The sequence below is a fragment of the Brevibacillus sp. NRS-1366 genome (assembly GCF_050467985.1).
Window position 1 is genome coordinate 1 of the sequence record NZ_JBITPN010000067.1, and the last position, 24,274, is coordinate 24,274.

The window sequence follows — 24,274 nt, forward strand, 5'->3', positions numbered from 1 at the left end:
TACTTGACAGGGGGCACTTCAGAGACACTAGAGGGCTTTTGATATGCAATCTATTATTCTATTTCAAGGCTCGCTGCAGGAACGCTCTTGTCCGGTCAAATTGTGCATTCGTGAACATTTGCTCAGGGGTTCCAGACTCAACAAATTCGCCATTGTCCATAAACATGATCTGGTTTGCCACTTCCCTGGCAAAGCCCATCTCATGGGTCACAACTAACATGGTCATATGCTCGTTTGCTAGCTGCTTGATGACCTGAAGTACCTCACCGGTCAGCTCTGGGTCAAGAGCGGAGGTGGGTTCATCGAACAGCAGGATGTCTGGATTCATCATGAGCGCCCTGGCAATCGCTACACGCTGCTTTTGACCGCCAGAGAGCTTTGCAGGGTATGCATCTGCCTTGTCAGCGAGCCCTACCTTCTCCAGTAATTCTTTACTTCTGCGACGAATCACTTCGGATGACTCGCCTTTGACCACGCGAGGCGCAATCTCCAGATTTTCTTGCACATTCAAATGGGGAAACAGATTGAAATGCTGAAAGACCATCCCCATTTTTGCAGTAATCTGCTTGATCTTTTGACTGTCGCCATAGACGCCATCCTTGACCAGGTAATCATCCTGAATACGAATGCTGCCGCTATTCACCTGTTCTAAATGGACAAGGCTTCTGAGCATCGTGCTTTTACCCGATCCAGAAGGACCGATTACTGCGACCACATCGTTTTTCTTTATCTCAAACGAGACATCTCTTAGGACTTCCAGATTGCCAAACGATTTTTTTAATTTGGATACTTGAATGATCGCCATTTCTCGCCAGTCCTTTATTCGAATTTGAACCTTTTTTCCAGCCACTTAAAAAACAGAGTCAATAACAGAGTCATGATTAAATAAATCACGCCTGCAATAAAAAAAGGAACAATAGTAAAGTCACGATTCACTGCCGTCTGTGCAAAATGAAGCAGCTCGGGAACAGCAACTGCATAAAGCAATGCCGTATCCTTTACCAGGGTGATCGATTCATTCGCGACAGCAGGCAGTGCAACACGAAACATTTGCGGCAGGATAATCTTGGTCGTTGTCTGCCATTTGCTAAAGCCAAGCACCTGCGCCGCTTCATATTGGCCTTTGTCGATCGCGAGGAGTCCCCCTCTGAAAATCTCCGCAAAGTAAGCGGCATAGTTCAGAACAAAGCCTACACAGGCAGCGACAAAACGGTCCATCACCAAATATTCACCCACGAAAGGCAAAAGCGGCAGACCAAAACAGATGAACAACAACTGCAACAAGAGAGGCGTTCCTCTCATTACATAAATGTACGTATTCGCAAACCAGGCAAGCCCTTTGGTGCTGCTATTCGCCATCATGGTAATCATAAAGCCCAATGGGATGGAAACCAGAATTGCGATGAGGAACAAAAGCACCGTCATCTGCGCCCCTTCTAGCATGGGCTTGGTAATCGTGATGATATAATCTAAACTCATATGCGTATGCTCCTATTTTCGGATAACTTGGTTTTTGTCCACCACTGACGATGGCGCAGGCGATGCCCTGGCTGATTGCGCATGGATAAAAGCGTGGCTTCGCCGTCACTTCGGCGAAGCCATCGTTGTTTCTATTTCAATACGCGATCCTCGCCAAACCATTTCTCCGATATTTTTGCGGCAGTTCCATCTTGATTTATGGTATCCAACGCTTTTTGCAATTCATTTAATAACGCTTCGTTTCCTTTTTTGACACCAATTCCATATTCCTCTGGTGCAAGTGACTCATCCAAAAACTTGAAGGTGCCTTGATCTTTGGACATATAGTAATCGGCTACCACCTGGTCAATGACGACAGCGTCGATGCGTCCGATTTTCAAATCACTGAGGGCTAGGACGTTATCGGGAAACTCAGTAATGGTTTTGACCTGGTTTTTGATCTCGTTGGCATCCAGTGCGTCGGCTGCAGAAGAAAGCTTTTGCAGACCGACAACTTTGCCCGCCAAATCAGCCATTTTGCTCATGTCGGACTTGGCTAATGTCACAACGACTTGCGCATTTTTCAAATAAGGCTTGGTGAACAAAACCTTTTCTTTACGCTCGTCTGTAATTGTATATCCATTCCAGATCAGGTCGATACGACCGCTGTTCAGTTCAGATTCTTTGGAGCTCCAGTCGATTGGTTGAAAGACTATTTCTTTCCCCATTTTTTCGCCAGCAGCCCGTGCATAATCAATATCGAAGCCAACCAGCTCGTTTTTCTCATCACGAAAACCCATTGGCGCGAACTTATCGTCGATGCCCACAACGAGTTTGTTGCCAGAAGCACCCGTATTCGAGCTGGAACACCCTACAACCAACGAAAGCATAGCTCCCATGAGCAAAGACATCAGTGCAAATTTTTTCATTTTAATCCCCCTAGATCATTATTCTATCTTTTTAGTCTGATAAAGTGGTAATACGTTAACAAGTTATCATGATAGCACATCATGAGAAAAGAGTCGATAATCTCCTAAAAAAAGTGACTCTGCAATAAATTCCAAACAGTTGGTGGGGAAAAGGACTCGTTTGACTGGGGCTGTAGTGGAGGAGAGGAAAACGGAGAAAACGCTCCAGGTTCTTGGGCCCCTTTTCTGGGTCATCCCTGTCGGCTCCATTCCAAAAACGAAACCGCGTCCAAAGTAGAGGATTCTAGAAGGCTTCTCAGAGGTGGACGCTTACGAGCGTGTTTCGTTTTTTCCATTCCGCCTTGGTAGGGGTCCCAAAGACCTTTCGCTTATTTCTCCGTTTTCCTCTCACTAGCTGTGAGTTTTTGAAGATTTCTTTTTTGGGTAAATAATAGCGTTTTGAAAGCTTATCCTGGGATGTGCTCTTTTAGAACGAAAAAAACGTAGGAATGAACTCCCACGTTTTCTACATCAAGGTTTTAGCACATACATGTTTTTCTCTTTTGGCCGATTTTGCCTCGTTCTTCTATTTTTCGGATGTAATCCGTCGCCAACGGGACTTTGCAGGCGGTTTGGCCGACATCGACGTGGACTTTGCCGATCGCGTTTGCGACTTCGAGGGCCTCGGCGTGTAGAGCTGGGACGTATGCGCCTATGGAGATCACAAATTGATTCATCACATAACGCACACGGTTTCTTTCCTCATGAATCGTTTCTTTTACGCGCTGGAGCAGGCGCTTGATTTCGTCTAGATCAAGCTTTTCATCAGCGGTAATAGATACATAATTGGAATAGGTATTCCAGCCACACACAGCGATCATCTCTTCTTTTGCTTCCAGCCATTCTCTCGCCAGCTCCATGGCAAAATCGCTTTCCGCCGCTACGTTTGCTACCGTGTACTCGGCAAGCGCGTACCAGTATGCTTGCTGAGCCCAACTGCGCAACCGCTCTTTTGACATGCTTTTGGGGTCGACAGCGAGGCCGGCCAAATACATAGCGTCATGGTTACCCGTGTCATATAATGCGAGCGCGAGACTTTGATCACGCTTCACTTCTTTCACCAGCTTTTTCATATCGCCGATTTTTACTCCAAAAAAAGGTTCCTTGGCTCCGTGACGAAGAAAAGTCTTTTTCGTTTGCTCCGTCCCCATCGCTTCGAGCTTTTGCATGACTTCCTCTACTGTCATTTCGTCACCTTCCTGCTCTCACTCTATCTTCCTATCTTAAGCATATAGAGGAATGTTTCCACCTTATTCCCGCTTACAGGAAATATCGTAAAATCATAATGGAAATCATCCCTGCTACCACGGTGCCGAGCAAGCTTCTGGTCATGATGGCAACAAGGAAGGTAGGAATGGCTGCCATCAGTTCCAGATTGGTAAAAAGAGGGGCAAGCTGTCCATCATGCAAGAGCAGCTCTTGTCCAACCAATGCAGCCATCACAGAAATAGGAACATAGTTAAGCCAGCGGATTCCCCAATCGGGCAGTTCCATTCGACTGAGTACCATGAGCGGCAATACCCGAGGCAGGAATGTCACCAGGGCAGACCCTAAAATGATCAAAAAGATGTCCCATCTCACTTCCATTTATCAATCACCATCCCAATCGTAGAAGCGACTACTGTAGCTACAATGACACCCAAATTGCCAGGATACACAATCGTCACACCGACAGCAATAATGACTGCACAGATCGCTACCACAACATCCAGCTTGATTCTTTTACGACTGACGATCGCCAGTACCAATAGCCCAATAAACATCGCTGGCAAAGCAAAGTCCAGACCGAACCGTTCCGGGTTTGCAATCCATTGCCCGAAGTAGGCACCTGCAATATTTGCGATAATCCAATTGAGATACGCCGTCAGATTTAAGCCATGCATCCATTTTTCGTGGATGTGTTTCTTTTTCGCAGCTTCATTAATGGCGACCCCAAACGTTTCATCCGTCAAAAGAGAGCCCACGAGCATATTTTTGAATACCGATAGATGACGAAAATACGGAGAAAGCGCGGCGCTAAGTAAAATATGACGCAAATTCACAAAGAAGATGGTGATCATAATCGCCGTAGCTGAACTCCCTGCAGCGATCATCCCGGCCGCAATGAACTGCGCGGAGCCTGCATACAAAAGAACACTGAGGAGCGTAATCTCCATGATGGAAAGTCCTGCCGTCTTTTCCAAAACACCCGCAGCAAATCCAATACTCAAATACCCGAGTAAGGTCGGAATACAGTCTTTTACGCCCTGGATAAAACTGCCTTCCTCATTGGAGGTCGAAAATGATTTCAACTGAAGCTCTTCCTGACTCACCCTGCTACCCCTCTTCTCCTCTTATACTCACTAGATGTTAGAAACATAACGACTATGAAAAACCGGAAGAAAATACGGCCCAATTAACTGAACCGTTTGCCTGTCACAACATGATAAAGATCAGGCTTCTTTCTCCAGAGTGCTTCTACCTTTTCTGGGCCAAGCACCTTGGTTACTTCTGCGAACATGATGTCATGGCGAATATATTCGATAGCTACCAGAACCAGAGCAGGGTCTTGCGTTTTTACTGCCCACGCCGCCATGTTCGGCCCGAAGTTTGCGATCAATACTTCTTCCTTGTCCCGAGCTACAATCGTCAAATGACCGCCCATCCGTTCCTCGGCTACTTCAGGAGACATATAGTCGTGATGGTATGTTATCCCCACTTGTGTCTCGACTTTTCCAAATAGAACGGAAAAGACAGGTATACCTTCTTTGACGCGTCGATCTATCCGTTCCTGGATAAACGCTACTTGCGGCTCCCAAATAGACAACCAAATTTCCTCTTTCGCCTGATCGATCATCTCCGTTATTTCCATTAATACATGCTCATCACTGCTGATGCGCCGAATGACATCTACCTCTTGTTCACTTTCCAGCGCGGAGAGCTTTCTTTCCAAATAATCAAACGACTGTTCGAAATTGTTTCGCAGTCTTCCGATCAAGTCTTTCGCTGGCAAAGGCGCATAGGTCACGGGCTCCGTAGGTACCGTATGAACTGCCCCTTTATCGAGCAGCTTCCCGATTACTTCGTAGATCATCGAGCGTGGGACACCGGAGCGTTTGCTGATTTCATAGCCAGTGATTGGGGAGTTCTTCAGGAGACTGATGTACGCTTTGCATTCGTACTGGGAAAAGCCCAGCTTTTGCAGTTCTTTATAAATATCTTCCATACGGACCTCTTAGTGGTTATTGTTATACCCACTATAAATTCAGGGGGGATGATTTGTCAATCAAGCTGTAGGCGGGGAGGGAAAAAGAAAAATACACAATGTGAGCCTCGGATTCTAGTTCTAGAGGCTCTGTTCTAATGGATAAGAAGGGCTTGGTCGATTACTCAGATTTATGAAGAGTTGGTCAAGATTACCTACCAAAACTTGACAAGACTCTATATTTTGGATACTATTTTTCATATTTCGACATTCGTTTACAATTTTCTTCATCGAAATGAAAAGGGCAAATCCATCGAAAGGTGGGGACGCAAAACCACGGGTCTACAGTCTTTGACCATGATCGCCGGGTTACCATACATCATAGTGCCTAATTTTAGATGTTGGTGAGATCGGGTGGTTGTTCCATTTTGTGGAATAACTTTTTTTATTTCCCTTAGTTAAAAGTGGAAAGGAGAATGCTATGCTTTCTTCGGCAGCTTCCAATTTACCCCGTTTATTTTAACAGAGTAGCAAAGATGCGAGAGGTTTCAAATATAAAGTCATCCGTTTCTGCAGCTTCAACTTCAGCAGAAATGAGAACGGCTATCAATATTGGAGTGGAAACAGATGTATAAACAAGTTGATTCAGCAGAGTCTTTAGCATTATTTCATCAGATCAAAAAAACGGTCTGGGATTCCATGGGATTCGACATGGAATATGCAAAAGATGGTTCAGATTTGTACCTTTTGAAGGCGGACGATGGAGAATTTGGTGGGACGTATGAGTTCACGCCTCATTCGAAATCGAATCCGTTTATTCGTTCGTTGTTCCAGGATGTCTTGAAGAAAGAGATGAAAGTGATGGAGTTAGATAGTCTCGCTGTTCTTCCAAAATATCGCGGACAACTCGGGCACAGAGGTATTTCTCTGATGATTGATTATGCAGAAAAGCATGGCTACACACATGCTGTCGGTATTGCTGACCCGACCTTTTTCCAAAAAATCAACAACCGATATCACATCAAGGCAACTCAAGTCAAAGATATGATCTTTTATAAAGGGGCAGACGCCATCCCCACGCTATTCCATCTAGAAGAAGTCTATCTAAATAAAGAACATCCTAACTATTCATGGTACACACCGTTGTTTTCACAAATAAAAGTCGAGGTAGTGGGTTGATATGGATCTATTAAGAAGACGAAATAATTGGGTTGTTACCGTATTTGCGAGCATTATTACAGTCGTACAAATGATAAACCTCATTGTGGGTGTTCCGCTTCCCTTTGTACTGACCGTTCTCGGTATTTTGTACGGCGTTTTGGCGCCTTTCACTTACATCTCTAATCGCCCGAGTCTAAAGGACAAAATGGCGACCTTTATGAAGTTTTTCAACTTTGCCGTAATTGGCATCTTCATGTTCGTGGTGTTACAACTCGATCCCTACATGACCAATGTTATGACAGTGATGTTCTTCGTTGCTGTGATGGGGATATACCAGGACAAGCTGATTAATATTATGACGATTGTAGCAACTCTGGGAATCGTGTCCTACTATTTCTTTACACAGGGCGAAGCGATATTTCATTCTACTTCTCCCGTTGATTTGCTATACTACCTCCTTACCTTCTGCTTTGTTTCCGTTACCAGTATGATGCATGCCGTTTTCAACAACAAACTGCAGGAAGAAAGCGAACAGAAAAAGCAGGAGGCCATCGAATCGAAGGAATCGCTGCAACGCGTGCTTGACCAGATCAATCATTCTCTGCAATCTGTCCAAGAGTACCAAGAGAATTTGAACAGGCTCACAGATGGAGTGAATATCCGCGCGGTTGAGAGCGTTACTTCCCTCCAAGAGATACTTCAATCGTTTGTTGTACAAACAGACAACACGAATGAATTGCGTGATGAAATGAATTCTACAAACGTTCGCGTAGAAGACATGACGCGGTCGGTAACCGCCATGCACGAGTATGTGGAATCTACGAAAGAAGCGACACATGAAAGCGGAAAACGCATCGAGAATATTGGCAGTGATTTCGAACGGTTCATTACAGACATCCAAGGCACAAACAGCCTGATTCAAGAGCTGTATCAGGAAACAGCGTCGATTGAAAAAATCATTCAAACGATTTCCGATATTTCGGCGCAGACGAATCTTCTGGCACTCAATGCAACCATTGAAGCGTCCAGGGCTGGAGAGCATGGGCGAGGATTCGCAGTCGTGGCTGATGAAGTACGCAAGCTCGCTGAATCATCCAAAATGTCCTCTGAATCTATCGCTACTCTCTTGATGAACATTCGCGCAAAAATGAAACGCGTCTCCGACATGATCTCCGAATCCCAAGTTTCCTTTGAGAAAAACAGTGAGGGAATCCACGAGGTTCAAGAGATGTTCACCAATGTCGACAGCTATATGAAAGACTTTGCTGACAAGACTAAAAACTTGCAGGAGTTCATCGTCAACGTGCACAGTATGATCCAGGAAGTAAGCGCGAAGGTCGAAATCAATGCGGATATTACAGACAAGAACAAAGAAGGACTGGAAGAAGTCCTGGTGCTGGTTTCCGAGCAGAAGGAAGAGGTCGTCAAGGTCTCTGGCGGATTCGAAAAAATCGAGCATCAGCTTAGAAGTCTGCATTAAGTAAATAACGACGAACCGCCTCTCGATAGGGGCGGTTTTCTTTTAGATGTTTCCCTAGAGGATTCAAACTTTTCATCGTAAAAACGCTGAACATATTCTAAGTCCTTCCTCGAACAAAAAGCCCCTTTCGCCAAGGAGCGGCTACCCATCGGGTTCTCCACTCTTTTGCGTAAAGGGGCACTTCTCACTGCTTGCTTTCTCGCTACTTGCCTGCAAATGGATTTAACTAGCCCTACACCTGTACTTCCTTTTTCCCAAAAAACGTGCGCAACGCCTTGTAAACCTCGCCCTTTTCCCGGATCACGCAATGAATGAACTTTGGCTCCTTGATGTGCCGATACGCGGACATCAGAGTGGAATGGCGGTTATACTGATTGACCTCTTTATGATAAATACAAATACCTTATTATTATCATTATCTTAGCCATAATACCTGACTCTTCAGGCATTCTAAACACATAGGTGATTTATGATCATTATTCACTAACTCGAATTATATTTAAGAAATCGAACTCATCTCTATTGAGGAATTTAGTATTAAAACTAATATGACAGATTTATTAAACCTGTTTGATTAAAATAGTTACAAAATGTTTACAAAAATTAATTTTATATATCAATAAGGTAAAAAATGGTATACAATACAAATTGTAGATCAATAACCTTTTTTGGGAGGATTGGAAAAATGAAAAAGTTTGTTGGGCACGTATCAAAAATTTTACTCACCGCAGCACTTCTCTTTACAGGGCAAAGTTCATTAGCTGAAGCAAAAAGCAATGATAAGCCAACAAATTGTAGTAAATCATTTGATATTCGCACTTTAAAGCACACAGAAACGACAGATAAGAATGGAAATAGAATCATAAAAATTCAAGAACCAGAAAAATTCATTAATGAGATGGGTTACAAAAAACCTCACCCAGATGCTGTCCCTCTTGAAGTTACTATAGTAGAACCAGCTGAATCCCAAACATTTGAAAAAAATAATACTTTAGCAGGAAGCCGAGACCCATATGTGCAAGTTACTAGAGTTTACGATACATGCGGCAGTGAAAAAATAGCGAGCACAAGTAAAAGAGGCAATGGAACACCACTAGAATTAATCGTTCAACAACTAGAATCAGCCTCGTATAACTCTTCTGTAAATATTGATACTTCAATAATTAGTGCTGGTGTAGGTTATAACGTTACACAACAATATTCTGTTTCATCTAAAGAAATTTATAATACAGCTAATGATGGTAAAATGTATATCATTGATGCTTATGCAAAAAACAAATCACAAGACTTTGATGTTTATGAATGGAGTTCGATCTTCTATACACATAGAAAAACAGGAACAGGTAGTGCCCACAAACCCATTGGTGCATGCTTTGCTGCTTGGTACTACTAGTTCTATACGGGTCCTCAGTTCTTTCAAAAACTGAGGGCTTTTTCCTTATTTTTAACAAGATAACCAAGAAAGACTAATAACGAATGGTGTAATCAGATATAATGGATAAGAAAAACAAACTAACCACAAAGGATGATTTGCTTTGTCAAAACGGGCAGTAGGAGTTTCTTTTTGTACCTTGGCTGCTTTACTTTATATTTCACGTTACTATTATACAGCTATATTTTTTCAAGGAATTTCGAGAAATGATGGCTTTTATGAACGATGGCTAGATTTCCTTGGTACAGGCCCTACGTTTTGGGCTACCACATGTATAATAGTTGGGATATTTTATTTAATATGGGCAGAATTCGAAGAAAAGATTAACAATTTTGCAACTAGTATCGTAAATAAAATAAAGAAATTATTCTCAGATTGTTAAGGAAGTATTATTGAGAATGAACTTCCCTTAGCAAATGAGCAGAAAACCCCTATCAAAAAATTGGTCAAGACCCCAAATCATGGACAGCTAAGAAAAGCCCTCCCCAACAAGCTAGCCCCGGTACTGTGAGAGAGTTAAGAGAATGACTCTAAACTGTTAATTTAGAGGGGATTTTTTCATGAAAAGAATACAACACACCCACAGCTGACTCGAAATATAAAGCAGCCCAGATGTATCTTGAATATGGTTTAGGGTATAAACGTGTCGCTAGGGAGTTGAATATTCCAGAGGCCTCAATAAGTCGCTAGGATAAATACTATGAAAATGAAGGCATGGTTGGGCTAGAAGAGAAGCATGGGAAATGTGCACACCCAGCATCAAAAGCCCCTTTCGCCAAGGAGCGGCTACCCATCGGGCTCTCCACTCTTTTGCGTAAAGGGGCACTTCTCACTGCTTGCTTTCTCGATACTTGCCTGCAAATGGATTTAACTAGCCCTACACCTGTACTTCCTTCTTCCCAAAAAACGTTCGCAGCGCCTTGTAAACCTCTCCCTTTTCCCGAATGACGCAATGCATGAACTTGGGTTCCTTGATGTGCCGGTAGGCGGACATCAGCGTCGAGTGCCTGTTATACTGATTGACCTCCCCATAGCCGAACATATTGCACCGATCCATGAGTTCCTTTACGAGCTTGACGCAGCGCTCATTGTCAGAAGTGAGGTTGTCGCCATCTGAAAAGTGGAACGGATAAATATTGTACTGGGCGGTCGGGTAACGGCTGTCGATAATCTCCAGCGCTTTTTTGTAGGCAGAGGAGCAGATGGTTCCACCGCTCTCTCCCTTGGAGAAAAACGTATCCTCCGTCACTTCCTTCGCGTCCGTATGGTGTGCGATAAAGACGATTTCTACTTTTTCGTACTTGGTCCGCAAAAAGCGAACCATCCAGAAAAAGAAGCTGCGGGCAATGTATTTCTCAAACACGCCCATCGAACCTGAGGTATCCATCATCGCGATGATGACGGCATTGGAATGGGGCTTGATGATTTCTTCCCACGTCTTAAAACGCAGGTCCTCTTCTGTGATGCCAAGCTCCAGATCAGTGTACCCAGCCAACCCATTGCGACGTATGGCGGCGATTAGCGTCCGTTTCTTGTCTATGTTGCCCATCAAGCCTTTTTTTCGCACATCGTTGAAACGAGTTTCTTCAATAACGATCTGATCTTCGTCTTTTCGTTGCAAATTAGGCAGCTCCAGCTCGGCGAACAGCATTTCCTGCAGTTCCTCCACACTGATTTCCGCCTCGTAGTAATCCACACCCGGCTGATCACCGGCACCTTGACCTTTTCCCGGTCCTTGGGCCTGATCGCCATCCTTGGCTACTACGTCCCCTACTTTGCTGTTTCCTTTTCCCTGACCGCCGTGCTTCCCCTTTTGGAAGTTAAAACGCAATCGGTACTCATCCAGGGAGCGAATAGGGATCTTGATTACTTCCCGACCGTTCGACATGATGATATTTTCTTCGCTGACTAGATCGGGCAGATTTTTCTTGATCGCTTCTTTCACTTTTTCCTGGTGTCGATTTTGGTCCTGGTACCCTTTGCGGTGCAGCGACCAGTCTTCCCGGGAGACAATGAACGATGAAGTATCTTCCATGCCGTCTCCTCCTAGTAACTGGCGCAATCTGCGCCGAATATGACGTGCTGGATAAACCGTTGCCTCTTCTTTGGCCGAGTGATGGTTAACGGTTCAACAGACTGCCTACATAACGGAGTAGTTCATTGGCGCACATCGGGCAATACTGGTGGTCTTCTATGAGTCTCTTCGTTACCTCGTTAATCTTTTTCAGTTGATGCTCATCTGGTGTTTTGTTGGAAGTAGTAATTTTGACTACGTCCTTCAAATCCGTAAACAGTTTTTTCTCAATGGCTTCCCGCAGACGGTCATGCGTACTGTAGTCAAAACGCTTGCCTTTACGTGCGTAAGCCGAAATCCGAATGAGTATTTCTTCGCGGAAGGCCCGCTTGGCATTTTCCGAGATGCCGATCTGTTCCTCGATGGAACGCATCAGGCGCTCATCTGGATCCATTTCCTCCCCTGTAACAGGGTCACGCAGCTTATTCATATTGCAATACGCTTCGACGTTGTCGAGGTAGTTATCCATGAGCGTCTTCGCCGATTCTTCGTAGCTGTAAACAAATGCTTTTTGGACTTCTTTTTTGGCTAGCTCATCGTATTCCTTGCGGGCATTGGAAATGAAATTCATGTACCGCTCCCGCTGTTCTTTGGTGATGGATGGATGCTGGTCAAAGCCCTCTTTAAGCGCGCGCAGAATATCCAAGGCATTGATGCACTCCGTATCGCGACGAATCAGTGCACTGGAAATGCGGTTGATGACATAACGTGGGTCAATCCCTGCCATCCCCTCATCAGCGTGCTCGTTTCTCAACTCTTCCAGATCGGCTCCCTTGAAGCCTTCCACCGATTCTCCATCATACAGACGCATTTTTTTCAGGAGATCGGCACCCTGCTTCTTGGAATCCTTTAAGCGGGTGAGAATCGAGAAAATCGCTGCTGATCGAAGCGCGTGCGGCGCGATGTGCACATGACCCAGATCAGATTGCTTGATCAGCTTGGAGTAGATTTTTTCTTCATCACTGACACGCAAGTTGTACGGCATCGGCATGACGATAATCCGCGACTGCAGGGCTTCATTTTTCTTATTGGCAATGAAAGCCTTGTACTCGGATTCGTTTGTGTGCGCTACGATCAGCTCATCGGCTGAAATGAGTGCGAAACGACCAGCCTTGAAGTTTCCTTCCTGTGTCAAAGACAGCAGATGCCAGAGGAATTTCTCGTCGCATTTGAGCATCTCCTGGAATTCCATCAGCCCGCGGTTTGCTTTGTTCAATTCGCCGTCAAAGCGATAGGCGCGCGGGTCAGACTCGGAACCGTACTTGGTGATCGTCGAAAAGTCGATGCTTCCCGTCAAATCGGCAATATCTTGAGATTTTGGATCAGACGGGCTAAAGGTACCAATCCCCACACGATTTGCTTCTGAGAAAAGAATCCGGCATACAGGAAAATCCTCAATGCATCCACCGTACTCGTTTTCCAATCGCATACGGTTATATGGTGTCAATTCCCCTTCGATCTTGATTCCCAGCTCTTCTTCTACTTCAGCGCGCAGCTCATGCGGAATCAGGTGAAGCGGCTCCTCTTGCATCGGACAACCTTCCAGTGCGTAGATCGCCCCTTCCTCGTTTCGGGAATACTCCTCCAGCCCACGCTTGAGCATGGTGACCAAGGTAGACTTTCCTCCACTGACCGGTCCCATCAAGAGCAAGATCCTTTTGCGTACATCTAGTCGTCGTGCAGCCGAGTGGAAATATTCCTCGACCAGTCGCTCTACCGAACGGTCCAGACCGAAAATTTCCCTGCTAAAAAATTGATACGAGCGGGTGCCATCTTCGTTCTCCTCTACACCAGCGCTCTTAATCATGTTGTAGACGCGTGAATGAGCCGTCTGTGCAATTTGCGGATTTTTGCGAACCAGTTGCAAATATTCAGCGAACGTGCCTCTCCACATCAGGTTTTCTTCTCGGGCCCGGTGCTCAGCGATCCGTTTTAAAATGTCCATATTCGACACTCCTCCCTCATAAGCCCCTCTCTCTTCCCCAACGACAATGTACTCTCATGTATATGTCTGCCTGCGGTCACGCATTCGCGTGGAACCCGTTTTCTTCGGTTGCCAACAGGCTCGTAAAGCCTTTACATATCTGTATGCGAGACATCAGCACAAGTTTCGGCAATCTTGCCACAAAAATGATACTGGAAGAGCCATTTCCTCTTCAGATGTTCGATGAATTACAGGAATGTAAGGTTTTTTATTTGTTCCGTAAGGTAAATCGATGGTTTGAAAACATCATTTTTATATACACTAAGTACAAGATCAACAAATTCGGATGTCATACTAATTGACGAGAAAATCATTGGAGGAAATCATATCATGAACATACAAATGGATCGCATTCAACTGAAAAAAGGACTCTATCTTACCGGAATCGCTTCCTCCATCATCGTGTCTGTATTTACGTACCAATGGGTAACAGGCATGCAGCTCGATACTGGAGAAATCCTCAGTGTTCCCATCGCCCTCGGTGCTTTTTTGAGCCTCTTCAATAAATACCGGAAATTGTCATTGACTTGATACAAGAAAGTTGATGGAACAGCCTTTAATCCGTTTGCAAAGTGGGCAGGCTACGCTATAATGGGAGTAGTTTGTTTACGAAAGGAGCTGTCCAACATGGGTGCGTTTATCGTAGCGTTGGTCTTCGCAGCTTTTCTGTTCTTCATTCTTACAGCCGGTTACAATGAGGACAAAACTTGGAATCTGTAAGGACAAGCTAGAGTTGAGTCGCTTCCTAAATAGCACTTCTCCTAGCAAAAAAAGCAGGCTGCCTATGAAGTGGCAACCTGCTTTTTTGTTTTGCCGTTATGGTCTACACATCTTGCTTTTTACCCGCTTGTTTCTTTTCTTGTTTCTTTTCTTGTTTCTTTTCTTGTTTCTTTTCTTGTTTCTTTTCTTGTTTCTCAGCCTGTTTTTCAGCTTTCTTCTCGGCCTTCATGGCAGTCTTCTTAAGCTGAATTTCTTCCTTTACTTGCTTGGCGGTTTTCCCTATCGGATCAACGCCCCACTTGACTGCTCTCTCCTCGTTCTTCGCTGCCTGCGTCGCTTTTTTTGCTGCCTTCTCTTCTTTTTTAACGGCTTTATCTGCTGCTTTTTCCGCTTTCGCCTCTGTAAGAGCCGCCTTTACTTCCTTTTTGGTTTTGCCTGTGGTCTCAATTCCCCACTTGGCTGCTTTCTCACTGCGTTTTGCGTCGGCGTGTTCACGCTGCTCTGCTTTTGCTTCATGAATAGCAGATTTGAGTTGTTCAGCCGTTTTTCCGCTTTGGTCAATTCCGAGCTTGGCTGCCTTTGTCTGCCATTTTTCTAGTTGGTGCTGTGCCTTTTCCTCTTTTGTTTGTTTTACAGTCTCTTCTTTCATACCTTCTGCGCTAACCGCTGAGATCCCGCCGAACAATAAACCAATGACTAACAGAGATGAAACGATTTTTTTCACAGAGCTCTCCTCCTCTACAGGTCAAAACGTCATGCGTTACAAGACTAGCCTACCCAATTAGTTTGGGAAAAGTATGTGAATTGCTGCGAGAAAGTGACTTCATAAAGAAAAAAAGCAGGCTTATTCACCTGCAAAAACTCCGCTGCGTTCGGTAATGGCCTTGTGCAGTTCTTCTAAAGTACCGCGTTGGTCTACCTGGTACTGCGGCTCCCCACGGTCTTCCATCCAATTCGTGACGAGGAACGTCTTCATCCCCAGCTTCGATGCAACCATATCTTCCTGCATGTGATTGCCCACCATGATGCAATCGGTCGGCTCCACTCCAAGCTTTTGGCAAATTTCTGCGAAGTATCCGGGATTGGGCTTCGTGAAGTGCGATTCTTCGTAAACGGTAACGAGCTCAAAGTCAGTAGCGCTCATTCCAATCCAGGCCAAGCGATGATGGATCGCTTCGCGCGGAAAAACAGGATTGGTTGCCACTGCGATACGGAAACCTTGCTGTTTGGCGGCTTCCACGATCTGTTTCGCCCATGGCGAAGGATAGGTCAAATGCGACAGCGTCGGAAATACATCCCGATAAAAGGAATCAAACAACGGCCACACTTCCTCGCGATCCCATTCACTGTGCGCTGTAAAATACTCGATAAATACTTGCTCGTTGGTCTTGTCGGGCTCCTGGCTCATAATCATTGCCTTGGTCGCGTCCCAGATGAGCGACAGCAGCCTCTGTGTATCGTACTTGTCTCCAACATGGCGACCCACTTCTACTAAGTAGCTTTTCACAAAAGGGTCTGTCTGCATCTCCAAAAGCGTACCGTCCAGATCGAACAGGATGGTGTTCACGGTCATTACTATTCTCTCCCTTTTCAAGGAGGCGCCCCAAGCGTCTATCTCCTAACGGGCATCCCCTATGATCATGCTACTTTAGTGCTGGAAAACCCAACTGGCGCAACCCTTCAAACAAGACTATAGCTGCACAGTTGGACAAGTTGACGGAGCGCGTCGCCCCACTCATCGGGATGCGGATCGTTTGTTCTCGATACCTCTTTGTCAGCTCCTCCGGCAAGCCCGTCGTTTCCTTGCCCAAAATGATGTAGTCTCCATCGCGATAGGAGACTTCTGTATACAGCGTCTCCCCCCAGGTTTCTACAAAGTAAAACGTACCCGCATTTTCTCCCTGCGCCGCAGCAAAATGGTCGAAGCTCTCATGATGATGGACATTGACCGCGTGCCAGTAATCCAGACCAGCGCGTTTCAGGTAGCGATCGTCTGTAGAAAAGCCTAATGGATGAATCAAATGCAGATGGGCCCCCGTCGCAGCGCAAGAACGGGCAATATTTCCCGTGTTGGCTGGAATGAGCGGCTCATGCAAAACAATATGTAGCGGCATATCGTCAAATCTCCTTGTGTACCGAACTGAAAGAACCTGCTCAACTTTTTTGAACATCTGCTTGAACGAAAGATCACTTTTATTATACCTAAACGAACATATCCATGACCACCATTGTGCATGTAACAAAACAAGTACCTGCTGCATCTAATCAAAAACACCAAAGGAGTGCTGATCAATGCGTTTAACTCCCTTCTGCTGGTTTCGATTTGGCACACATGTACTCTGTCTATTGTTACTCGCTATAAGCGTACGATGGATGTGGCCAGATTTCGCCGCATTTCCCCACATGGAGAGATGGAGCATGATTCTTGGCTATCTATCATTTGTCCTGATCGGCCTTACTCTTCTCATCGGCCCTCTCAAATCATGGCTCCCCACACGCTGGATTGCAGCCTCTTTGTCTATTCGCCGAGATATTGGGATCTGGGCTGGTCTGACCGGTTTCTTGCACGTTCTGCTGGTGCTCGTCCTATTTCAGGGGGAACCCCGTCTGATGATCTTGCACGACACACCTGCAGCAAAGGCAGACGGCTGGCTCGGACTATTTTTTCTCGCTTCTGATGACGGACGCGGGTGGCCCTTGCCCAACTGGTCCTTTACTGGGGTAGCCAATTACATGGGGTTGGTTGCTTTTGGCATTCTTCTTTCACTCTGGCTCACTTCTTCACGCCGTACAGAAAAATGGCTGGGCGGCTCCAGCTGGAAGCGGCTCCACCTCGCCAATCCAGCTCTGTTCCTCTTCGTCCTCTTCCACAGCTTGATATACATCCAATCGATCAAAGGAGAGCCACACAGCTTTGCAGACATGCTCTGGCTGGCTGCAGCCGTCTTTTTGATTCGTGGGATAGGTTTTATCACCGTGATGCGAAAACGGCAACGGTGAACAACGAGGGCTCCTACATCCCTCGTATATGAAAAAACGCATAGCGCATATTGGGGGTGTAAGCTGTGGAATCTTCATACGCCCAGAAGCGCATGCTGCTATCTGTCGTATGGGCATTGACCAACGGCATATCATTGGCATCCTTGGCGACTACAATCGTATTGTGTTGAAAACGACCATCACCATCAAAGTCGTAACAAATAATATCGCCTGGAACCAGCTCAGCTGCTGAACTTTTCACGACAGCACGCATAGGAGCACCCCCTGATTTGAGCATGAGGTACAAACTATGGGCTACTGCCCAGCTGTAGCTCCATTCTCCCCCTTTTCCCGTGCGCATCCACCAGCCTTTGCCTTTCTCTTTGGAAAAGAGCATCGGAATACCCCCGGCGTGTAGACATTGGGAGATGAAATTCGTACAGTCGTCTGTAAAACGGGGGTACGCTGGATTCGTTGTATTCCAGTAGCGTTCTGCATAAGCCACAGCTCTTTCCGGATTATACCCTCCTGCACCATGCACTACCAAGAGCGGCTGTGTGATCGCATCCTCTACCGCCGAACCAGGCACAATCAGTTCTTCCTGCTCATGGTTGACGGCATCTTTGGAATCTCCATCCCATTCCCTAGTTCCGGAGATGGACCACTGGTCATTTCCTTTATGCAAACGGAGCTGTAGCAGGCGTTGACTTGCTTCCTCGTACCTATGCTGACCTTGTTCCAGCACGTACTGACGCCTTCCTTCCCAGGAAAACGTAATTTCTAGAGCGGAATCTGTCTCCATCCAGCACAACGGTACTACTCGTCCCGTTACAGAACGAAGTAGGGCTCCACGTTTTTCAGCCTGCCTATGCTCCCGATTCAACCGCTCCCATTCGCTGGTATTCACTTGCTTGCTTTCCATATAAAAAGGAAGCAGCCGATTATACTCCCCATCTATCCACGATTGATGTACAGCATCGAAATAGCGTTGGACAAATCCTCGCCAGCCCATTTTCTTTCCCTCCTGCCTGATTGGAGCTTGATCGATTATTCCCCGACCTTTCATCTATTGAAGAATATGTCAGAACCCACTCATTCAGAAGAAAAAGAAAAGCCATCCGGTCTAGCGGACGGCTGGATTGGGCGAAGCTTGTATCGAAACAGGAACATTCTCCAATGATAACAAAAATTCTTTGATTGATAGTCCGCCGCCATAGCCGACCAAGGCCCCATTGGAGCCGATGACGCGGTGGCACGGAATGACGACAGGAATCGGATTTCGATTATTTGCACCGCCAATGGCGCGAACAGCTTTGGATGCCCCAATAGCCAAGGCAATATCCTTGTAAGAACGGGTCTCTCCGTATGGAATATTCCCCAACTCACTCCATACCGTCTTTTGAAAAGGTGTTCCGTACAACATGGTTGGAATATCAAACGCTTTACGCTCGCCTGCAAAATACTCCATTAGCTGCGTTTTTGCGGTTTCGTTCATGGCATCATTACGCTCTGGGGATATTCCCAAAAACGTCTTTTTGCACCAGCGCAGGAGCGAGTCCAAGCCGTATTCTTCATCGGCAAACTCAATATAGCACAGGCCCTTTTCTGTAGAGGCTAACAGCAGTGGACCAATTGGTGACTCCATCGTAGTATACCCCAATACTTTTGCCATCCGACTCTCCTCCCAACCCGTTTCCTTTTTACGTGCAAAACGATTTGCCTCGCCAGGCTTTTCATACGATGCTATCGGTTAGTTAATCTGTCCGATAATGAACCCCATTCCTTTTTCTACTTCAAGTAATACTTCTTGTGACTCTTCTTTCTCTCTTGCCAGCTCCAGTGCAGCTTTTGCTTCCTCGCCACCGATCTTTCCCAATGCCCAAGCAGCAGTACCGCGAATGACGGGCCGCGGATCGTTCGCTAAAAGGCGTATCAGATGGGGTACGGCAGACTTGTCCTTAAAATGGGCAAGCGCTAAAATAGCATTTCGCTGGATTGGCTTTTTCCCTCTCCAGGAAGACGACGAAAGCCCAAACTTTTGCTTAAACTCCTTGTTACTCATCTCTAGCAACGGAATCAATAAAGGCTTGGCCGTTTCTGGATCAGGCGAGAACTCAGTATGGTGGGTCATATTGATACGACGATTCTTGGGACAAACGGTTTGACAGGTATCACAGCCGTACAGCCTGTTCCCAATCTTCCCTCTGAATTCATCTGGAATGAAGTCTTTAACCTGAGTCAAATAAGCAACACAGCGTTGGGCATTCAATTGTCCGCCTTGCACCAGCGCTCCTGTCGGGCATGCATCAACACATATATTACAGTCACCACAGCCTTCCTCAATCGGTTGATCACTAGGTAGCGGCAAGGTTGTCACAAGCTCACCCAGATAGACCCAGGAACCAAATTCGGGTGTAATTACCGCACAGTTTTTGCCGACAAAGCCGATTCCCGCTCGCTCTGCTACAGCCCGATCAGATAGAGCCCCTGTATCAACCATTGACTCTACCGCAGCGCCAGGCTCCAGTTCCATGATGAATCGTGCCAGCTTGTCCAGCTTATCGCGTAGAACATGGTGGTAATCTGTTCCCCAAGCCGCACGGCATAATATCCCACGGTAAGCACCTGGCTCAGACTTGGGCGGATTCTCCAGCTTGGATGGATACGCCAGGGCAATGGAAATAAGCGAGCGAGCCCCCTCTAGAATCAAGCCAGGCTCCGTTCTCTTGTCCAGGTCCGGCTCCTCAAAGCCTGACTCGTACCCCTTTTCTCGATGCTCGACAAGCCGTTCTTTGAGGGTTTCAAAGGGATCGGCACTGGCGAAGCCTATTTTATCAATCCCTATTTCCGTGGCATAGTCAATGATGGACTGCTTCGTCTGTTCCCAGTACTGCTGATCATTCACAACTGTTTGATCGCTCCTGTCGCCAACTCGTCACAGCGATTGTTCCACTTGTTGTCGGCATGTCCTTTTACTTTTACATACTCTACCTGGTGAATCTCCATTAATCGAAGCAGTTCTTTCCACAAGTCTTGATTCTCTACTGGCTGTCCCTTGCTGTTCTTCCAGCCATTTTTTAGCCAACCCTTGTACCATCCCTGCTTGAAGCAGTTGACCAAATACGCGCTATCGCTGTACAAGGTAACCTTGCAAGCTTCCTTTAGGGTAGAAAGCGCTGAAATCGCCGCTTGCAGCTCCATTCTGTTGTTCGTTGTATTTGGTTCGGCACCGGACATTTCCTTGATATGTTGGCCATACATCAATACAGCCCCCCAACCACCTGGCCCAGGATTACCGGAACATGCTCCATCTGTATAAATCTCTACTTCACGTATCGTCATCTTCAAGGATTCCCTCCTCTGTTCTCTTCTATTGTATCGAAGCTTAGTCGCTTCCACAAAAATATTTTGTTATACTACCAAAAATAGGCTAAAAAATCACTGTTCAAAAAGGAGACTGTTTCGATCCACCAACTTTTTGAGCATCCGCTAAAAAGGAGTGACCTTGATGAAGGTACAGCTAGATCCATCTGTGTCCGAGCGTCTCCCCCGCTTTTCCCTCGGTATTCTGCACTACAGCGGTGCTTCCGTCAGCGATTCTCCCAAAATGCTGCAAGGCCGCATCAACTATTACGTAGAAAGCTTGCGATTGGAACATGAAGTATCGCGTCTTTCAGAAATCGAAGGCATTCGTGAATGGCGTAGTACCTTTAAACGGGCGGGTATTGATCCGTCGAGATACCGCCCATCCTCAGAAGCATTACTGCGCCGCCTGCTGCAGGGAAATCCTTTTTTCTGGATCAACAGCGCGGTTGACGTTAATAATTTCTTCTCCGTGCTGCACGCGCTTCCCTTTGGAATTTACGATCTAAATCATCTAGCTGGCGATGTTTTTTGTCGTATCGGCCATGTCGATGATCGCTACGAAGGTTTGAATGGGCGGGAAGTCCAAATGGAAGGAAAGCTGCTGCTTGCAGATGAAAAGGGCGCCTTTGGCAGCCCGATTGTCGACTCCAAACGTTCCTGCGTAACCGAACAAACTCGTGATCTCTTGCATGTAATCTTTTTCCACGAGCACGTATCTTCTCAAAAGAAGGATGAGATTATCGGGTCTGTTGGCCGCATGTTTACCGAAATCAACGGAGGAGAAGTGACCCATACCTCCATCGTTTCAACCTAAAAAACCTCTATCGCCGCCTGCTCACCGAGGTGCGAGTGCGTTTTAGAAAGTGAAAGACGGCCGCTTAAGCAGCGTGGCCGTCTTTCTTTATTTGGTCATCTTCACGTTTGCGGAAAATCACATGTTCCAACAACAAGCATACGAGTACACCGAGCAGCAAACCGTTACCAAACAAAAAGCTCGCTAGCGCAGGCAGGTGTTGCCAAGCTACTGCTGGGACGAACATTACACCGATCCCGATCAAAAGGGAGCCGCCCCCTACTGTAATCGTCCGCTCGTCCATCTTCACAGTCACATAATCCTTTAGTCCAAAACCAAGCAGTTGCGTATACGAGATAAACATGGCCGCATAAGCAACGGGTGTAGGCAATGCTGCCAAGAAATGAGCAACCGTCGGAAGCAAGCCGATGAGCATCATCCCGATCATCGCCAGCATAAACGGCAAACGGGATGCCATTCGCGTCGTTTGAATGACTGCCGCAGCCAAAGATAGGGGAATCATCCCGACAACGCCGCTAAACCCAGACAATAGATGAGAAACCCCCGTGAAGATACCCCCACGATTGTATTGCTGTTTGGTTGGAACCGTTTCAGTCGCTTTTCCCATCACGTTCGTACTGGTCACCAAATTGGTCAGCAGAACGAATCCGGTAAGCATGCTGGTCAGGACCACACCCCAATCCCAGCGTGGAGGTCCCCAAAAAAATAGAGATGGCCAGGAGATCAGATGCTCAGCCGGACGAACCGGTTCTGTCCAGCCAAAGATCGCGTACAACAGCCATCCGCCGACCATCCCAAACAAGACCGCAAAGCTGGAAAATCGTTTTGTCCGCATAATCAGGATGACTAGTGCAACAATTCCAATGGATACGATAGCTACTCCAGGCTGAACTTCTTTTGAATGCTGAAAGCCTATTCCCAGCATTCCCGTCAAAATATTACTGCATAAAGAAATCGCGAGCAGGATCATATACGTTCCGGATACCAACGGAGTGAACCATTTCTGGAGCTTTCCAATCCAGCCCATCATCCCGAAAATGAGGAATAATAAACCGGCCATCCCCATTCCGACTTGAAACGACTGACCAATCTCCCGTGGATGAAGGCCTGCACTTGATCCGAGTTGAGCCAAAATGATAAAAATTCCCCACCATAATCCCGCAGGTCCTTCCAGCATGGGATAACGATGGCCAATCCATACTTGCAGCAATGACGCGAGACCAATAAAAAACATGGTCTGCTGCATCAGGTTTCCGATCTCATCCGGTTGTAACCCGTATATATCCCCAATCATCAAGGGAACCGCTACACTACTTGAAACCGCGACGATCATCCACTGGAGGGCTGAAAGAACGGTCGTGCCTATCGGCGGCTTATCATGCAGCTTGTAAAACATACCAACCACCTCATCTTCTTCCTCACGCTATCCGCTACTGTCCTACGTATACACTATGCCCGAAATAACGTCTTTTTGCTACCGACATCCTAGAGTAAAGTGTTAATTTGACGAATCTAATCAGAAAAAACCCCGAGCATCAAGAGATCTTGACATTCAGGGTTAGCTCGTAAAATATGGTGCCGGTGAAGGGACTTGAACCCCCACGGTTTCCCTCACGATTTTGAGTCGCGCGCGTCTGCCATTCCGCCACACCGGCAAATTTGTTGGAGGAGGCACCCGGATTTGAACCGGGGATAAGGGTTTTGCAGACCCGTGCCTTACCCCTTGGCTATGCCTCCATGAAACGTATGAAACTAATGGAGCGGACGACGGGTCTCGAACCCGCGACCTTCGCCTTGGCAAGGCGACGCTCTACCAATTGAGCTACATCCGCATCTATATGGCTGGGGTACTAGGATTTGAACCTAGGAATGACGGAGTCAAAGTCCGTTGCCTTACCGCTTGGCTATACCCCAAAAAGTAATCCCCAACTATAAAATTCATGGGGCGATCGATGGGACTTGAACCCACGAGTGCCGGAGCCACAATCCGGTGCGTTAACCCCTTCGCCACGACCGCCATGTTTACTACTGTTGTTTTTGAAGAATGGCAGGGGCAGTAGGAATCGAACCCACACCAAAGGTTTTGGAGACCTTCGTTCTACCTTTAAACTATGCCCCTATAAAAGTGGCTCGGGACGGAATCGAACCGCCGACACGAGGATTTTCAGTCCTCTGCTCTACCGACTGAGCTACCGAGCCATATGTATGTTAATCGCCATTTTTATAGATAAGAAATGGCGGAGCTGACGGGACTCGAACCCGCGACCTCCGGTGTGACAGACCGGCGTGAACTCCAACTTCACCACAGCTCCATATTTGGTTGCACCCAGGGGGCACTCCCATCTCACTTGAGCAAGAAGAACATTCGACGTCGTTCAAGTGAAAAATTTGGTTGCGGGAGCAGGATTTGAACCTGCGACCTTCGGGTTATGAGCCCGACGAGCTACCGAGCTGCTCCATCCCGCGACAATAAATAATAAATAAGTGGTGGAGGCTGACGGGATCGAACCGCCGACCCTCTGCTTGTAAGGCAGATGCTCTCCCAGCTGAGCTAAGCCTCCAAATCACCCCAAAAGGGGCCCCCGCAAAGTACTCGGTGTTGCTACAAAGCGCCACTTCACTTTGTGGGGAATTATGGTGACCCGTAGGGGATT

At 46.5% G+C, this 24,274-nt stretch carries 24 protein-coding genes, 10 tRNA genes, 1 pseudogene and 1 riboswitch; of the genes and pseudogenes, 7 read left to right on the plus strand and 28 right to left on the minus strand.

Annotation, left to right across the window (positions count from 1 at the left end):
* Positions 1-58: 58 nt before the first annotated feature.
* From ACIFQN_RS35055 to ACIFQN_RS35085, 7 genes are all read right to left on the minus strand, one after another.
* Positions 59-805, minus strand: a complete 747-nt coding sequence (locus ACIFQN_RS35055) for an amino acid ABC transporter ATP-binding protein (protein ID WP_429837682.1) — start codon at positions 803-805, stop codon at positions 59-61.
* 14 nt (positions 806-819) lie between these two features.
* Positions 820-1,479, minus strand: coding sequence for an amino acid ABC transporter permease (locus ACIFQN_RS35060; RefSeq protein ID WP_429837683.1), 660 nt, complete (start codon positions 1,477-1,479; stop codon positions 820-822).
* Between the two features lie 131 nt (positions 1,480-1,610).
* Positions 1,611-2,387: an amino acid ABC transporter substrate-binding protein gene (locus tag ACIFQN_RS35065; protein WP_429837684.1), complete on the minus strand. Its 777-nt coding sequence runs from the start codon at positions 2,385-2,387 to the stop codon at positions 1,611-1,613.
* Positions 2,388-2,905: 518 nt separating this feature from the next.
* Complete coding sequence (locus tag ACIFQN_RS35070; protein WP_429837685.1) at positions 2,906-3,613, minus strand: DNA alkylation repair protein; 708 nt, start codon at positions 3,611-3,613, stop codon at positions 2,906-2,908.
* A gap of 73 nt (positions 3,614-3,686) precedes the next feature.
* Positions 3,687-4,013, minus strand: coding sequence for an AzlD domain-containing protein (locus tag ACIFQN_RS35075; RefSeq protein ID WP_429837686.1), 327 nt, complete (start codon positions 4,011-4,013; stop codon positions 3,687-3,689).
* Positions 4,004-4,738: an AzlC family ABC transporter permease gene (locus tag ACIFQN_RS35080; protein ID WP_429837687.1), complete on the minus strand. Its 735-nt coding sequence runs from the start codon at positions 4,736-4,738 to the stop codon at positions 4,004-4,006. Before ACIFQN_RS35080 ends, ACIFQN_RS35075 begins: the two co-directional genes overlap by 10 nt.
* Positions 4,739-4,821: 83 nt before the next feature.
* Positions 4,822-5,631, minus strand: coding sequence for a TrmB family transcriptional regulator (locus ACIFQN_RS35085; RefSeq protein WP_429837688.1), 810 nt, complete (start codon positions 5,629-5,631; stop codon positions 4,822-4,824).
* A gap of 272 nt (positions 5,632-5,903) precedes the next feature.
* A riboswitch (cyclic di-GMP riboswitch) is annotated at positions 5,904-5,987 on the plus strand.
* Positions 5,988-6,237: 250 nt separating this feature from the next.
* On the opposite strand from ACIFQN_RS35085, the gene ACIFQN_RS35090 reads away from it, so the two are divergent.
* Positions 6,238-6,789 carry a GNAT family N-acetyltransferase gene (locus ACIFQN_RS35090; RefSeq protein WP_429837689.1) on the plus strand — a complete coding sequence of 184 codons (552 nt, stop codon included), beginning with the start codon at positions 6,238-6,240 and terminating at the stop codon, positions 6,787-6,789.
* A gap of 1 nt (position 6,790) precedes the next feature.
* On the plus strand, positions 6,791-8,251 hold the full coding sequence (locus ACIFQN_RS35095) for a methyl-accepting chemotaxis protein (RefSeq protein WP_429837690.1): 1,461 nt from the start codon (positions 6,791-6,793) through the stop codon (positions 8,249-8,251).
* A 232-nt stretch (positions 8,252-8,483) separates the two neighbouring features.
* Here ACIFQN_RS35095 and ACIFQN_RS35100 read toward each other — a convergent pair.
* Positions 8,484-8,633, minus strand: a pseudogene (locus tag ACIFQN_RS35100) (sporulation protein YhbH); the annotation flags it as partial.
* 303 nt (positions 8,634-8,936) lie between these two features.
* Between ACIFQN_RS35100 and ACIFQN_RS35105 the strand changes: the two are divergent.
* Positions 8,937-9,644: a hypothetical protein gene (locus ACIFQN_RS35105; RefSeq protein WP_429837691.1), complete on the plus strand. Its 708-nt coding sequence runs from the start codon at positions 8,937-8,939 to the stop codon at positions 9,642-9,644.
* A gap of 142 nt (positions 9,645-9,786) precedes the next feature.
* Entirely contained in the window at positions 9,787-10,065 is a 279-nt protein-coding gene (locus ACIFQN_RS35110) for a hypothetical protein (RefSeq protein WP_429837692.1), read from the plus strand.
* A gap of 495 nt (positions 10,066-10,560) precedes the next feature.
* On the opposite strand, the gene yhbH is transcribed toward ACIFQN_RS35110, so the two are convergent.
* Together yhbH and ACIFQN_RS35120 are read right to left on the minus strand one after the other, a co-directional pair.
* Positions 10,561-11,718 carry a sporulation protein YhbH gene (yhbH, locus tag ACIFQN_RS35115; RefSeq protein WP_429837693.1) on the minus strand — a complete coding sequence of 386 codons (1,158 nt, stop codon included), beginning with the start codon at positions 11,716-11,718 and terminating at the stop codon, positions 10,561-10,563.
* Between the two features lie 85 nt (positions 11,719-11,803).
* On the minus strand, positions 11,804-13,702 hold the full coding sequence (locus ACIFQN_RS35120) for a PrkA family serine protein kinase (protein ID WP_429837694.1): 1,899 nt from the start codon (positions 13,700-13,702) through the stop codon (positions 11,804-11,806).
* Between the two features lie 369 nt (positions 13,703-14,071).
* On the opposite strand from ACIFQN_RS35120, the gene ACIFQN_RS35125 reads away from it, so the two are divergent.
* A complete protein-coding gene (locus ACIFQN_RS35125; protein ID WP_429837695.1) occupies positions 14,072-14,272 on the plus strand; it encodes a hypothetical protein in 201 nt (66 codons plus the stop codon).
* Positions 14,273-14,564: 292 nt separating this feature from the next.
* Here ACIFQN_RS35125 and ACIFQN_RS35130 read toward each other — a convergent pair whose 3' ends face one another.
* From ACIFQN_RS35130 to trmL, 3 genes are all read right to left on the minus strand, one after another.
* On the minus strand, positions 14,565-15,185 hold the full coding sequence (locus tag ACIFQN_RS35130) for a hypothetical protein (RefSeq protein WP_429837696.1): 621 nt from the start codon (positions 15,183-15,185) through the stop codon (positions 14,565-14,567).
* Positions 15,186-15,305: 120 nt separating this feature from the next.
* On the minus strand, positions 15,306-16,034 hold the full coding sequence (locus ACIFQN_RS35135; RefSeq protein WP_429837697.1) for an HAD family hydrolase: 729 nt from the start codon (positions 16,032-16,034) through the stop codon (positions 15,306-15,308).
* A gap of 70 nt (positions 16,035-16,104) precedes the next feature.
* A complete protein-coding gene (gene trmL / locus ACIFQN_RS35140) occupies positions 16,105-16,575 on the minus strand; it encodes a tRNA (uridine(34)/cytosine(34)/5-carboxymethylaminomethyluridine(34)-2'-O)-methyltransferase TrmL (protein WP_429837698.1) in 471 nt (156 codons plus the stop codon).
* 304 nt (positions 16,576-16,879) lie between these two features.
* On the opposite strand from trmL, the gene ACIFQN_RS35145 reads away from it, so the two are divergent.
* Positions 16,880-17,461 (plus strand): ferric reductase-like transmembrane domain-containing protein, encoded by a 582-nt coding sequence (locus tag ACIFQN_RS35145; protein ID WP_429837699.1) that lies wholly within the window; start codon positions 16,880-16,882, stop codon positions 17,459-17,461.
* A 13-nt stretch (positions 17,462-17,474) separates the two neighbouring features.
* Here the strand turns inward: ACIFQN_RS35145 and ACIFQN_RS35150 are convergent, their stop codons facing one another.
* The 4 genes from ACIFQN_RS35150 to rnhA all read right to left on the minus strand — a co-directional run bounded on the left by ACIFQN_RS35150 (position 17,475) and on the right by rnhA (position 20,782).
* The gene (locus ACIFQN_RS35150; RefSeq protein ID WP_429837700.1) at positions 17,475-18,452 is read right to left on the minus strand and encodes an amidase domain-containing protein; all 978 of its coding nucleotides are present in this window, start codon (positions 18,450-18,452) and stop codon (positions 17,475-17,477) included.
* Positions 18,453-18,563: 111 nt separating this feature from the next.
* Complete coding sequence (locus ACIFQN_RS35155) at positions 18,564-19,112, minus strand: methylated-DNA--[protein]-cysteine S-methyltransferase (RefSeq protein ID WP_429837701.1); 549 nt, start codon at positions 19,110-19,112, stop codon at positions 18,564-18,566.
* A gap of 78 nt (positions 19,113-19,190) precedes the next feature.
* A complete protein-coding gene (gene queG, locus ACIFQN_RS35160; RefSeq protein WP_429837702.1) occupies positions 19,191-20,345 on the minus strand; it encodes a tRNA epoxyqueuosine(34) reductase QueG in 1,155 nt (384 codons plus the stop codon).
* Complete coding sequence (gene rnhA, locus ACIFQN_RS35165; RefSeq protein ID WP_429837705.1) at positions 20,342-20,782, minus strand: ribonuclease HI; 441 nt, start codon at positions 20,780-20,782, stop codon at positions 20,342-20,344. The genes queG and rnhA overlap by 4 nt, the downstream gene beginning before the upstream one ends.
* 166 nt (positions 20,783-20,948) lie before the next feature.
* Between rnhA and ACIFQN_RS35170 the strand changes: the two genes are divergently transcribed.
* Positions 20,949-21,620, plus strand: coding sequence for a B3/B4 domain-containing protein (locus ACIFQN_RS35170; protein WP_429837703.1), 672 nt, complete (start codon positions 20,949-20,951; stop codon positions 21,618-21,620).
* A gap of 64 nt (positions 21,621-21,684) precedes the next feature.
* Here ACIFQN_RS35170 and ACIFQN_RS35175 read toward each other — a convergent pair whose 3' ends face one another.
* The 11 genes from ACIFQN_RS35175 to ACIFQN_RS35225 all read right to left on the minus strand — a co-directional run bounded on the left by ACIFQN_RS35175 (position 21,685) and on the right by ACIFQN_RS35225 (position 24,181).
* Complete coding sequence (locus ACIFQN_RS35175; protein ID WP_429837704.1) at positions 21,685-23,016, minus strand: purine/pyrimidine permease; 1,332 nt, start codon at positions 23,014-23,016, stop codon at positions 21,685-21,687.
* A 177-nt stretch (positions 23,017-23,193) separates the two neighbouring features.
* A tRNA-Leu gene (locus ACIFQN_RS35180) sits at positions 23,194-23,275 on the minus strand.
* A gap of 8 nt (positions 23,276-23,283) precedes the next feature.
* Positions 23,284-23,357, minus strand: a tRNA-Cys gene (locus tag ACIFQN_RS35185).
* A gap of 19 nt (positions 23,358-23,376) precedes the next feature.
* Positions 23,377-23,452: transfer RNA gene (locus ACIFQN_RS35190), tRNA-Gly, on the minus strand.
* A gap of 7 nt (positions 23,453-23,459) precedes the next feature.
* A tRNA-Gln gene (locus ACIFQN_RS35195) sits at positions 23,460-23,534 on the minus strand.
* Positions 23,535-23,561: 27 nt separating this feature from the next.
* Positions 23,562-23,637: transfer RNA gene (locus ACIFQN_RS35200), tRNA-His, on the minus strand.
* A gap of 28 nt (positions 23,638-23,665) precedes the next feature.
* Positions 23,666-23,739: transfer RNA gene (locus ACIFQN_RS35205), tRNA-Trp, on the minus strand.
* A gap of 7 nt (positions 23,740-23,746) precedes the next feature.
* Positions 23,747-23,819: transfer RNA gene (locus ACIFQN_RS35210), tRNA-Phe, on the minus strand.
* Between the two features lie 36 nt (positions 23,820-23,855).
* Positions 23,856-23,932, minus strand: a tRNA-Asp gene (locus ACIFQN_RS35215).
* Positions 23,933-24,009: 77 nt separating this feature from the next.
* A tRNA-Met gene (locus ACIFQN_RS35220) sits at positions 24,010-24,086 on the minus strand.
* 19 nt (positions 24,087-24,105) lie between these two features.
* Positions 24,106-24,181 (minus strand) — tRNA-Val (locus ACIFQN_RS35225).
* Positions 24,182-24,274: the final 93 nt, after the last annotated feature.

Excerpts from the sequence above, each read along its gene's own strand:
- ACIFQN_RS35055 (WP_429837682.1), bottom strand. The coding sequence starts at position 805 with ATGGCGATCATTCAAGTATCCAAATTAAAAAAATCGTTTGGCAATCTG.
- ACIFQN_RS35060 (WP_429837683.1), bottom strand. The coding sequence starts at position 1,479 with ATGAGTTTAGATTATATCATCACGATTACCAAGCCCATGCTAGAAGGG.
- ACIFQN_RS35065 (WP_429837684.1), bottom strand. The coding sequence starts at position 2,387 with ATGAAAAAATTTGCACTGATGTCTTTGCTCATGGGAGCTATGCTTTCG.
- ACIFQN_RS35070 (WP_429837685.1), bottom strand. The coding sequence starts at position 3,613 with ATGACAGTAGAGGAAGTCATGCAAAAGCTCGAAGCGATGGGGACGGAG.
- ACIFQN_RS35075 (WP_429837686.1), bottom strand. The coding sequence starts at position 4,013 with ATGGAAGTGAGATGGGACATCTTTTTGATCATTTTAGGGTCTGCCCTG.
- ACIFQN_RS35085 (WP_429837688.1), bottom strand. The coding sequence starts at position 5,631 with ATGGAAGATATTTATAAAGAACTGCAAAAGCTGGGCTTTTCCCAGTAC.
- ACIFQN_RS35090 (WP_429837689.1), top strand. The coding sequence starts at position 6,238 with ATGTATAAACAAGTTGATTCAGCAGAGTCTTTAGCATTATTTCATCAG.
- ACIFQN_RS35095 (WP_429837690.1), top strand. The coding sequence starts at position 6,791 with ATGGATCTATTAAGAAGACGAAATAATTGGGTTGTTACCGTATTTGCG.
- ACIFQN_RS35105 (WP_429837691.1), top strand. The coding sequence starts at position 8,937 with ATGAAAAAGTTTGTTGGGCACGTATCAAAAATTTTACTCACCGCAGCA.
- yhbH (WP_429837693.1), bottom strand. The coding sequence starts at position 11,718 with ATGGAAGATACTTCATCGTTCATTGTCTCCCGGGAAGACTGGTCGCTG.
- ACIFQN_RS35120 (WP_429837694.1), bottom strand. The coding sequence starts at position 13,702 with ATGGACATTTTAAAACGGATCGCTGAGCACCGGGCCCGAGAAGAAAAC.
- ACIFQN_RS35125 (WP_429837695.1), top strand. The coding sequence starts at position 14,072 with ATGAACATACAAATGGATCGCATTCAACTGAAAAAAGGACTCTATCTT.
- ACIFQN_RS35135 (WP_429837697.1), bottom strand. The coding sequence starts at position 16,034 with ATGACCGTGAACACCATCCTGTTCGATCTGGACGGTACGCTTTTGGAG.
- trmL (WP_429837698.1), bottom strand. The coding sequence starts at position 16,575 with ATGCCGCTACATATTGTTTTGCATGAGCCGCTCATTCCAGCCAACACG.
- ACIFQN_RS35145 (WP_429837699.1), top strand. The coding sequence starts at position 16,880 with ATGATTCTTGGCTATCTATCATTTGTCCTGATCGGCCTTACTCTTCTC.
- ACIFQN_RS35150 (WP_429837700.1), bottom strand. The coding sequence starts at position 18,452 with ATGGGCTGGCGAGGATTTGTCCAACGCTATTTCGATGCTGTACATCAA.
- ACIFQN_RS35155 (WP_429837701.1), bottom strand. The coding sequence starts at position 19,112 with ATGGCAAAAGTATTGGGGTATACTACGATGGAGTCACCAATTGGTCCA.
- rnhA (WP_429837705.1), bottom strand. The coding sequence starts at position 20,782 with ATGACGATACGTGAAGTAGAGATTTATACAGATGGAGCATGTTCCGGT.
- ACIFQN_RS35170 (WP_429837703.1), top strand. The coding sequence starts at position 20,949 with ATGAAGGTACAGCTAGATCCATCTGTGTCCGAGCGTCTCCCCCGCTTT.
- ACIFQN_RS35175 (WP_429837704.1), bottom strand. The coding sequence starts at position 23,016 with ATGTTTTACAAGCTGCATGATAAGCCGCCGATAGGCACGACCGTTCTT.